At 63.3% G+C, this 9,530-nt stretch carries 7 protein-coding genes and 3 pseudogenes; 8 read left to right on the top strand and 2 right to left on the bottom strand.

The genetic code is table 11. The features are described from left to right. A partial coding sequence (locus tag CYU59_RS00070; protein WP_292974681.1) for an acyl-CoA dehydrogenase family protein occupies positions 1 to 217 on the top strand: 217 nt, incomplete at its 5' end. 79 nt (positions 218 to 296) lie between these two features. Here CYU59_RS00070 and CYU59_RS00065 read toward each other — a convergent pair. Beyond that, a pseudogene (locus CYU59_RS00065) lies at positions 297 to 1,082 on the bottom strand (transposase); the annotation flags it as partial. A 424-nt stretch (positions 1,083 to 1,506) separates the two neighbouring features. Further along, a pseudogene (locus CYU59_RS00060) lies at positions 1,507 to 2,106 on the bottom strand (helix-turn-helix domain-containing protein); the annotation flags it as partial. Between the two features lie 100 nt (positions 2,107 to 2,206). Here CYU59_RS00060 and CYU59_RS00055 point away from each other — a divergent pair. From CYU59_RS00055 to CYU59_RS00025, 7 genes and pseudogenes are all read left to right on the top strand, one after another. Further along, positions 2,207 to 3,052 carry a CoA transferase gene (locus CYU59_RS00055; RefSeq protein WP_292974680.1) on the top strand — a complete coding sequence of 282 codons (846 nt, stop codon included), beginning with the start codon at positions 2,207 to 2,209 and terminating at the stop codon, positions 3,050 to 3,052. Beyond that, positions 3,049 to 4,224: a thiolase family protein gene (locus tag CYU59_RS00050; RefSeq protein WP_292974679.1), complete on the top strand. Its 1,176-nt coding sequence runs from the start codon at positions 3,049 to 3,051 to the stop codon at positions 4,222 to 4,224. Before CYU59_RS00055 ends, CYU59_RS00050 begins: the two co-directional genes overlap by 4 nt. Before the next feature lie 9 nt (positions 4,225 to 4,233). Then, positions 4,234 to 5,910: a long-chain-fatty-acid--CoA ligase gene (locus CYU59_RS00045; protein ID WP_292974678.1), complete on the top strand. Its 1,677-nt coding sequence runs from the start codon at positions 4,234 to 4,236 to the stop codon at positions 5,908 to 5,910. Then, the gene (locus tag CYU59_RS00040) at positions 5,907 to 6,683 is read left to right on the top strand and encodes an enoyl-CoA hydratase-related protein (protein WP_292974677.1); all 777 of its coding nucleotides are present in this window, start codon (positions 5,907 to 5,909) and stop codon (positions 6,681 to 6,683) included. The genes CYU59_RS00045 and CYU59_RS00040 overlap by 4 nt, the downstream gene beginning before the upstream one ends. A gap of 7 nt (positions 6,684 to 6,690) precedes the next feature. Beyond that, positions 6,691 to 7,839 carry an acyl-CoA dehydrogenase family protein gene (locus tag CYU59_RS00035; RefSeq protein WP_292974676.1) on the top strand — a complete coding sequence of 383 codons (1,149 nt, stop codon included), beginning with the start codon at positions 6,691 to 6,693 and terminating at the stop codon, positions 7,837 to 7,839. Positions 7,840 to 7,864: 25 nt separating this feature from the next. Beyond that, positions 7,865 to 8,623, top strand: coding sequence for an SDR family NAD(P)-dependent oxidoreductase (locus tag CYU59_RS00030; RefSeq protein ID WP_292974675.1), 759 nt, complete (start codon positions 7,865 to 7,867; stop codon positions 8,621 to 8,623). Positions 8,624 to 9,043: 420 nt separating this feature from the next. Then, positions 9,044 to 9,349, top strand: a pseudogene (locus tag CYU59_RS00025) (site-specific integrase); the annotation flags it as partial. Positions 9,350 to 9,530 lie beyond the last annotated feature (181 nt).

The following is a 9,530-nucleotide window of genomic DNA, read 5'->3' as shown; positions in this document are numbered from 1 at the left end:
CCTTGCGGGTCAACTCGACGTGCAGACCGTCGCCATGGCGAAGTGGTGGACCACTGAGCGAGCGATGAAGGTACTCGATGACTGTATGCAGCTTCACGGCGGATATGGCTACATGACCGAGTATCCCATCTCCAGATTGTGGGTGGACCAGCGCGTGCAAAAAATCTACGCCGGCACGAACGAGGTGATGAAGGAAATCATCTCGCGTTCCTTATGACTCAGATGAGTAGCCACATGCACGTAGGTCACCTCCCTGGAGGGGGATTCTCAATGAGGTTGTCAAGCCCGTCAGGGTCTTAAGCGGCAGCTGCTTTCGGTCCGTTGGGTTGGTAGACAGTGCCATCGCAGAGCATGGCCCACGGGACGTTGAGGCGTCGTCGGGCCAGCGCGAGGACGGCTTGGGTGTGGCGTTTCCCTTCGGCGCGTTTGCGGTCGTAGTAGGTGCGGGAGGCGGCGTCGGCGCGGATGCGGACCAAGGCGGACAGGTAGCAGGCGCGCAGCAGGCGCCGGTCGTAGCGGCGGGGGCGTTTGAGATTGCCGCTGACGCGGCCGGAATCTCGCGGTGCCGGGGCAAGTCCGGACACGCCGGCAAGGCGGTCGGCGGACTCGAAGGCTTTCACACTCACCGCCGGTGACGGCGAGGGACTCAGCACCGAGGATGACGCCGAAGCCAAGCATGCTCAAGATGATCTCGGCGTGGCGGTGGCGGCGAAATCGGTCCTCGATCATCGTGTCGGTGTAGCCGATTTCGGTGTCGAGGGCCATCACCTCCTCGGCCAAGCGGGCGATTATCGCGGCGGCGAGCTGCTGTCCCGCCACGATGCTATGTTGGGCGTTGGCGGCGTCGATGGCTGTGGCCGCGACGGCATCGGCGTTGCGGGCGTTGCGTTTACGCAACCGAGCCGCCAGTCGAGCAGCACCGGCGCGGCGCAACCCGTCGGGAGTCTGGTAGCCGGTGAGCCAGCATCAGTGCGGCCTTGCTCGTGCTGTAGTCAAACGCACGTTCCAGGGCGGGGACGTACTCCCGGCAGCTGGGCCCGCAGCGGGTTGATCGCCCGGGTCCGATCGGCCACCAGGTCGGACACGGGTTCAGTTTCAGACGATGCCGACAAGCCGCATATTCGATTCCGTTCGTATTCGACCGTTCTGTCTGGTTTCGGAGACCGAGGTTGTGGCGGCCCTGGGTTCGGGTGCGGCTTTCGAGCATGAGTGGATCAGGGCTGGCGGTCCGGCAGGGGAGCGGGGTTTGCGGGGCTCATTGGAGCGCGCTGTGAACACTTCAAGGGGCGGACGGAATGTGCCCTCGATCACCCGCTGCGGTCACCGAATTTTCGTGTCAGGTCGGTCGCGTCCATCTGGTTTCTCCCTGCCGGTCCGTATGGTTCACTGGGCCGGCTGAATCCCCGCCGTTGACCGGATAGGTCTGCGCGGTGATCGCGCGCCCGCGGCAGGGGGTTCCGCGGAAGGATGCCGCTTCGCGGTCCGATGGGCAAACGCGTGGCCACTGGAGCGAACGGCGACGTGCAGTGTCGGTTTGTCGTCGTCTGACTCGTCTGGGCGGGAGACTTGATCCCACATGGTGTCGATCATCGGTTGCAGGAAGAGCTGTCCCAGCTGTCGGACCATGATGTCGATGATCTGGGTGGATCCGCTTCGCTGCGCATTTGCGATACCGGCGTCGCGGGCTTTGATGAGCTCCGTTCGGGTCAGCTCTGTCAATCGCTGGAGCAGTTGGCCTTTAGACCCTGCGGGGTCCAGTAGCGCGCGGCGCAGATAGTTGACGACGGCTGGGTTCGATTCGAGCATCTCCTTGACAGCCACGTCACGCGCCGTGGCGACTTGTCTTGGTGTTCCATCAACGGGGACCTGCGCGATCGTCTGCGCGAAGTAGTCGACGACGAGTTGTTCAACGGCGCGCCGGATTCCGTCCTTGGTCTTAAAGTGGTGGACAACCAGCCCGACCGTGACGCCGGCTCTCGAGGCGATATTTCGCATCGACGTGCGGTCCTCCCCGAACTCCGCGAACAGGTCCATCGCGGCGTTGCGAATGCGCGCCTTCGCGGTCAGGTCGTCTGCGCCTGCGCGTGGATCGGCGAACGGTCCCATGCGTCTCCTTCGTTCCGGGCAAGTGTACAGTGAACATCACTTCTTATACAGATAGAAAGCTTCCTGTACAGTCGTACGGTATCGATGGAAGGACCACGTAGTGCAGGGCAGTCTGAACGGCGTTCGCATCTTGTCGCTTGCGGTGAACATCCCGGGCCCGCTCGCGGCGGCACGGCTGGCGCGCTTCGGCGCGTCGGTAACAAAGGTGGAACCCCCTACCGGAGATCCCTTGGCCGCGGTCGCGCCCAGCTGGTACGCAGAGCTCGTCAGCAAGCAGACGGTCTTGGTTCTGGACCTCAAGGACGCCGGCGATCACGCCAAGCTGGATGTCGAGCTGACTTCCGCCGATGTGTTGCTCACCGCCATGCGCCCTTCGGCGCTACGCAGGCTCGGGCTCGACGACGCGCATGTCAGGTATCCGGGGCTCTGTCACGTCGAAATCGTGGGCTACGACGGTGACCTCGAGGAGCGTCCCGGCCACGACCTGACCTATCAGGCCACGCACGGCACCCTGCAGCCCCCGTTGATGCCGGCGGTTCCGGTCGTGGACCTCCTGGGTGCCGAACGTGCCGTGTCCGGGGCCCTGTTGGCGCTGCTTGATAGGCCGAATTCCGGTGCCGGCCAACACGTCCGGATCGTACTGGCGGACGCCGCAGCCGACGCCGGCGCAGCCGTGCGGTACGGCATCGCAGGGCCTGGCGACCCGCTCGGTGGCGCGACTCCGACCTACGGGATCTACGCCAGTGCCGACGGCTATATCGCGCTGGGCGCAATCGAACCGCATTTCCAAAAGCGGACCCTCGAGGTCCTGGGCGCAGCAGATACCCACGAGGATCTCGCACGAGTCTTTGCCGGACAAAGCACGCGCCACTGGGAAGAAGTCGCCGAGACGGTTGACATCCCCATCGTTGGAATTCGTACATCGGAACAAGGAGTGGAACATTGAACGCGCGCGAAGCAGTGATTGTCGGGGCGGTGCGCACCCCGGTGGGTAAACGAGGCGGTGCTTTGAGCCGGTGGCATCCGGCCGACTTGCTCGGTCACACCTTGCGAAACCTGGTGGAGCGCAGTGCGATCGATGCCAAAGACATCGATGACGTCATCGTCGGCTGTGCGATGCAGCATGAGCACCAGTCCGGAAATATCGGGCGGCACGCGGTGCTGGCTGCGGGTCTACCCGAATCGGTGCCGGCGGTCACCATTGATCGCCAATGCGGGTCCGGTCAGCAGGCGGTCAACTTCGCTGCATTCGGCGTCACCGCGGGCATCTACGAGCTGGCGATTGGGTGCGGTGTGGAGTCGATGTCGCAGGTGTCGATGCCTGCGTCGTTCATGCCGGGCGCGCCGCTCGGTCCGCAGTACTCGCCCGTGGAGTTGGCCCGCTACGACGACAACTTGGTGGCGCAAGGCGCGGCGTCGGAGTTGCTGAACTCCAAGTTCGGTATTTCTCGCGAGGAACTCGACGAATTCAGTATCCGAAGCCACGAGCGAGCATTCGCCGCGACCCGGGCGAAAAAGTTTCGCGCGCAGTTGGTGCCGATCACCGTCGATCCGCTGGATCCGTCGGCCGCGTCCGTCAGTGCCGACGAAGGAATCCGTGAGCAGTTGAATCCGGTGAAGATCGCGTCGCTGGAGCCTGTTTTCGCGGCCGACGGCCGCACGACCGCGGCCAACTCTTCCCAGATCAGCGACGGGGCAGCCGCGTTGCTGATCGCCGAGCGTGGCTACGCAGAACGCAGCGGGCTAGTTTCGCGGGCGCGGTTCCTGGCGATGACGGTCGCCGCGGCGGACCCGGTACTGCAGTTCACCGCGGTACTGGACGCCACCCACAGGGCGCTCGAGCGCGCCAACCTGAGTGTCAGCGACATCGACTTGTTCGAGGTCAACGAGGCCTTCGCCGGGGTGCCGCTGATGGTGCAACGCGAGTTCGGCATTCCCGATGACAAGCTCAACGTCAACGGAGGCTCGGTCGCAATCGGGCATCCGCTCGGGTCGACCGGGGCCCGGATGCTCACCGATCTGCTGTGCGAACTCGAGCGCACCGGACAGCGCTACGGCCTGCAGACCATCTGCGAGGCCGGCGGAACCGCCAACACCACCATCATCGAACGAATCTAAGGCACAGACATGATCAGGGAAATCGTGAAGGGCGTGCCGTCGACGCACGGCGACCACTACCAGCTCAACACCACCAACCTGATCAGACATGCGGCGCGCACCTATCCCGAGCAAGAGGTCGTCTACCGCACCGCGGACGGCGACTGGCAGCGGTACACCTACGCAGACTTGTACGTTCGGGTCAAGCGGGCGGCGAACGCGCTCACAGGAATAGGGATCGGCCCGGCCGACACAGTCGGAGTGCTCGACTGGAACAGCAAGCGGCACTTTGAGCTCAGCTGGGCCATTCCCGGCATCGCCGCGGTGATGTTGCAGATGAATCTGCGGCTGGCCACCGAAGACCTGAGCTACGTCACTGACCACGCCGAGGCGCACTGGATCCTGGTCGACGAGACACTCCTTCCGGTCGCCGAGGCGTTGGCTCCGCACGTGCCGAAGGTCAAGGGCTGGATCGTAATGTCGGATAAGCCGCTCACCGAGATCGATACCACGCTGGAAAACGTCTTTCGCCTCGAGGACCTGATGGCCGAGTCCGACACCGAGATCGACTGGCCGGTCATCGACGAAACCTCTGCTTACAGCGCGTGTTACACATCGGGAACGACGGGTCGGCCGAAGGGCGTCTACTACTCGCATCGTGGCAGCTACCTACACGCGATGGCGATGGCAGCAGCGATCGATCTCCGTCGCGAGGACACCGCGATGCTCATCACCCCGATGTTTCACGGCCAGTCGTGGGGGCTTCCGCACACCGCGATGTGGACCGCGGCGAAGGTGATCCTACCCGGCCGCTACCTGGCCGAGAACACGCAAATGCTCGTCGACGCGATGATCGCGGAGAATGTGACCGTCGCCAACGGCGCACCGGCGATTTTCCAGCCGATGCTCGACTACATCAAGACCCTTGCTGTGAAGCCAGATTTCAGCAGGACGAGACTGCTGTCCGGCGCGACCGAGCCGGCGAAGTCGCTGATGCGCGATTTCCACGAGCTCACCGGCGCCGATTTTGTGCAGGGCTACGGAGCGACCGAGACGACGCCGCTGATCACGATGAACATGGGCATCAAACCGTCCCTGCGGGGCACGATCACCGACGACGAGAAATGGGATTTCAAGCGTTTTCAAGGGCTGCCCGCTTCCGGTATCGACGTCCGGATCGTCGACGACAACGGCAATGACCTGCCGCATGACGGTAAGAGTGTCGGCGAGGTACTGATGCGTGGGCCCTGGGTCATCGAGCGATACCACCAGCTCGACGACGACGACAACGCCGACCGCTTCCTCGACGGTTACTGGCGCAGCGGCGATGTCGGCACAATCTACCCGAACGGGTACCTCAAGCTCACCGACCGCCTCAAGGACGTAGTCAAGAGCGGCGGTGAATGGATTTCCTCTATTGATATGGAGAACGCCATCGTCGGACATCCGCTGGTGAAGGAGGCCGCGGTTGTGGGGATCAGCCATCCGAAGTGGCAGGAACGGCCGCTGGCCATCGTCGTGCCCGTCGAAGGTGGCGTGCTGACCCGCGATGACATCGTCGGCTGTCTGCTGGGGCAGTTCGCCAAGTGGCAGATGCCCGACGCGGTTCTTTTCGTCGAGGCGTTGCCGCGCACCAGTGTCGGCAAATTGGATAAGAAGATGCTGCGGGCCGAACACGCCGACGTTTACCGGGATGCGGTCACGTGAACAAACACATTTTGCGATCGACTCGCGACGGTGCGGTGGCCCTGCTGGAGATCAATCGCCCGAAGTCGAAGAACAGCCTCAACGACGAGCTGTTGGGCGCGATGGGGGCCGAGCTGGCGGCGTTGCGGTCCGACACGGCCGTGTTGGCCGTGGTCATCGCGGGCGCCCAGGGCATGTTCTGCGCCGGCGCCGACATCACGGCGTTCGACGAGATCCGGGCCCGGCCACTGGTCACCGGAGAGGCCAATGAGAGCTTCTGGTCGATACTGGCTGCGTTTCCGAAGCCGGTCATCGCCGCGGTCGAGACATACGCACTCGGGGGCGGCTGTGAGCTGGCGTTGGCCTGCGACATTGTCATCGCCGGCGAGTCCGGCCAATTCGGACTTCCCGAGGTGAAGATCGGCGCAATCCCTGGCGCTGGCGGAACTCAACGCCTCATTCGGGCGATCGGCAAATCCAAGGCTATGGCAATGCTTTTGACGGGCGATTCCATCAAGGCCCAGGAGGCGTGCGATGCAGGGTTGGTAGCCGAAGTCGTCGCCGACGGCCAGGCCGTGCCACGGGCGCTGGCGATGGCGCAACGGATCGCGACGAACTCCCCGCTAGCGGTGGTGCTCGCCAAGGATGCCGCTGTGCACGCGTTTCAGACCTCACTGACGCAGGGACTCGAACACGAGAAACGGAATTTCTACGTGGCGGTGCATTCCGCCGACAGTCACGAGGGCCAGGCGGCATTCCTTGCCAAGCGTGCGCCCCAGTTCACCGGAAAGTAGGTAAAGCATGCCCGGACTCTTATTCCCGGACTACGTCGTTCCGTGGGAGACCGAGGATCAAAAACTCCTGCGCAAGCACGCCGCCGACTTCTTCCGCAAGGAAGCGACTCCCAACCAAGCCAGGTGGGCGAAACAGCAGCAGGTGGACCGAGAATTTTGGAACAAAGCCGGCGCTGCCGGGCTTTTGGGCCTCGACCTGCCCGAGCAATACGGCGGTGGTGGCGGCAGTTTCGGTCACGAGGCGGTGGTGATGCAGGAGCGCGCCTACGCGCACGACACCGCGTTCGGTTTCTCCGTGCATTCGACGCTGGCTTCCCACTACATCGCCGAGTATGCCTCCGAGGAGCAGAAGAAGCGCTGGATCCCGAAGATGGTCAGCGGGGAGATGGTGATCGCCGTCGCGATGACCGAACCGGGCACCGGGTCAGACCTGCAGTCGATTCGCACCACCGCGGTCCGCGACGGCGACGAGTACGTCATCAACGGCTCGAAGACCTTCATCTCCAACGGTTCCCACTGCGACCTGGTGGTGATCGTGGCCAAAACTGAGTCCGGACTGTCGCTGATGGTGGCCGAAACCGAAGGGCTGGCGGGTTTCCAGCGCGGCCGGGTTCTGGAGAAGGTCGGCCAGCACGGCCAGGACACCCGGGAGCTTGCGTTCACCGACATGCGGGTGCCGGCCGCAAACCTGCTCGGCGGCGTTGAGGGCAACGGCTTCGCCCAGTTGATGGAGCAACTTCCGCGCGAGCGGTTGACCATCGGGGTCGAGGCGATTGCGATGGCGGAGGCGGCGGTAGTAGAGACGATCCGTTATGTCAAGGAGCGCACCGCGTTCGGCAAGCCCCTCCTCGCCTTCCAGAACACCAAGTTCGTGCTGGCCGAATGCAAGGCGGAGGTGCTGGCCGGCACGGCGCTGATCGACTACTGCATCGGCCGGTACCTCGACGGAAAACTCGATGCCGCAACCGCATCGATAGCCAAGATGTGGGGATCTGACAAACAAGTAGAGGTCACTGACAAGTGCCTGCAGCTTTTCGGTGGATACGGCTACATGATGGAATACCCGATCGCGCAGATGTATGCGGCGGCTCGGGTGCAGAAGATCTACGGCGGCACCAACGAGATCATGAAGGTGCTGATTGCGCGAAGCCTGTAGACAGACACACAAAAGGAGCAGCCGAATGGACATCGCAGCTAGCAGCGCGGTCGTCACCGGTGGCGCGTCTGGGCTCGGTTTGGCGACGGTGGAGACGCTGGCGCGGTCCGGAGCGCGGGTGGTCGCCGTCGACCTGCCCAATGCAAACACGGACGCGCTAAGCCTCCTCGGCGACGCCGTCCGGTTCGCGCCCGCCGACGTCACCGACGAGGATGCAGTGACCAGGGCCATCGAGATCGCCAACGCGGACAAGACATTGCGCATCATCGTCAACTGCGCCGGCGTCAGCGATGGCATCAAGACCGTCAGCAAGAAGGGCCCTTTCCCGCTCGACGCGTTCGAGAAAGTAATCAAGATCAACCTGATCGGGACCTTCAACGTCGTGCGCCTGGGCGCATACGCAATGTCGCAGAACGACCCCGTCGGCGGCGAGCGTGGCGTGATCGTCAACACTTCCTCCGGCGCGGCCTTCGACGGCCAGATCGGGCAGGCGGCCTACTCCGCTTCCAAGGGAGGTGTGATGGCGGCGACGCTGCCGATCGCGCGTGATCTGTCGTCGTACTTGATCCGGGTCAACACGATTGCTCCGGGGCTTTTCGAAACCCCGCTTCTCAACTCACTTCCAGAGGCTGCGCTAACCGCTCTCAAGGCGCTGACGTTGCACCCAAACCGACTCGGTGATCCTGCCGAGTATGCACACCTGGTCATAGCCATCGTTGATAATCCGATGCTCAACGGCGAGACGATCCGTCTCGATGGCGCATTACGGATGCCTCCGAGGTGATGTCCGGCCGTCAGAGTTGCTGATTGGATCCCACAACTCCAGGAGAGAATCAACATGCAGGACAGTGTCCGCGTCGTCGTCGACCATGTGCACGACACGGAAAATCGCGGCTGAGCGAGCGGCAGGTGGTGGCATCGGTGGGCCAGGCCCTGCATTGCAAGATGCGCAACGAGGCGTGCACGCAGTGTCCTCTTCGTCACTCCGAGTCGGAGTCAGAGAGAGAGGCTCAGTCGCGTTACCCAACAGTCGACGGGTTCTGAGCCCATAGGTATCGCCCGTCAGCCGTTTCCAACGCCTGGAACAGCCGTTGTGGGCGTGTCGCTGCACCAAAACTCGCTGATGAACCGGCACCATCCTTGCTGACTGAATAGTTGACCAGATGATGTTTCTTCATTCTGAGTGAAGTCGAGGAGGCGTGGGTTGGCTCTGGCTGTGGTCCGCGATCTGCGGGAACATCGAGTACCGGCCAGCGAGGAGGAGGTTGCCGACTTCGAGACCGACGTGTTGGCCGGGTTCGTGCTGGCAAGGGCGTCGGCCGGATTGGTCGACAGCACGATCCGCAACGACACCAACCACCTCGAGCTGATCCGCGACTGGTTCGGCCGGCCGCTGTGGGAGATGCAGCCCGCCGATGCCGACGTCTACTTCGGCACGGTGCTGCGCGACGCCAACCCCTCCACCCGCACCGGGCGGGCCGCAGCACTGGCCGTGTACTTCCAGTTCTTGTGGCGTGTTCCCGCTGAATGAGCCCGACCAGTTTTAGAGTCCTGTGGCCCGATGTCGGGCGGTCGTGTCCGGAATCCGGTGTAAATAGGGAGCACGGGCGTAGGTTCCGCTTCACGACCTGCAAGTCTGCGAAGAAGGAGTTACGCCCGTGCCTGTTCGAGTATCTGCCACTGACCGTATC

The sequence above is a fragment of the Mycobacterium sp. genome, assembly GCF_002863225.1.
Classification (GTDB): domain Bacteria; phylum Actinomycetota; class Actinomycetes; order Mycobacteriales; family Mycobacteriaceae; genus Mycobacterium.
Note: the sequence above shows the minus strand (reverse complement) of the source record. Positions and strands in the feature narration are given on the sequence as shown.

What these genes read in the sequence shown, in the direction of transcription:
- CYU59_RS00045 (WP_292974678.1), top strand. Translation starts at nt 4,234, where the DNA reads ATGATCAGGGAAATCGTGAAGGGCGTGCCGTCGACGCACGGCGACCAC.
- CYU59_RS00035 (WP_292974676.1), top strand. Translation starts at nt 6,691, where the DNA reads ATGCCCGGACTCTTATTCCCGGACTACGTCGTTCCGTGGGAGACCGAG.
- CYU59_RS00030 (WP_292974675.1), top strand. Translation starts at nt 7,865, where the DNA reads ATGGACATCGCAGCTAGCAGCGCGGTCGTCACCGGTGGCGCGTCTGGG.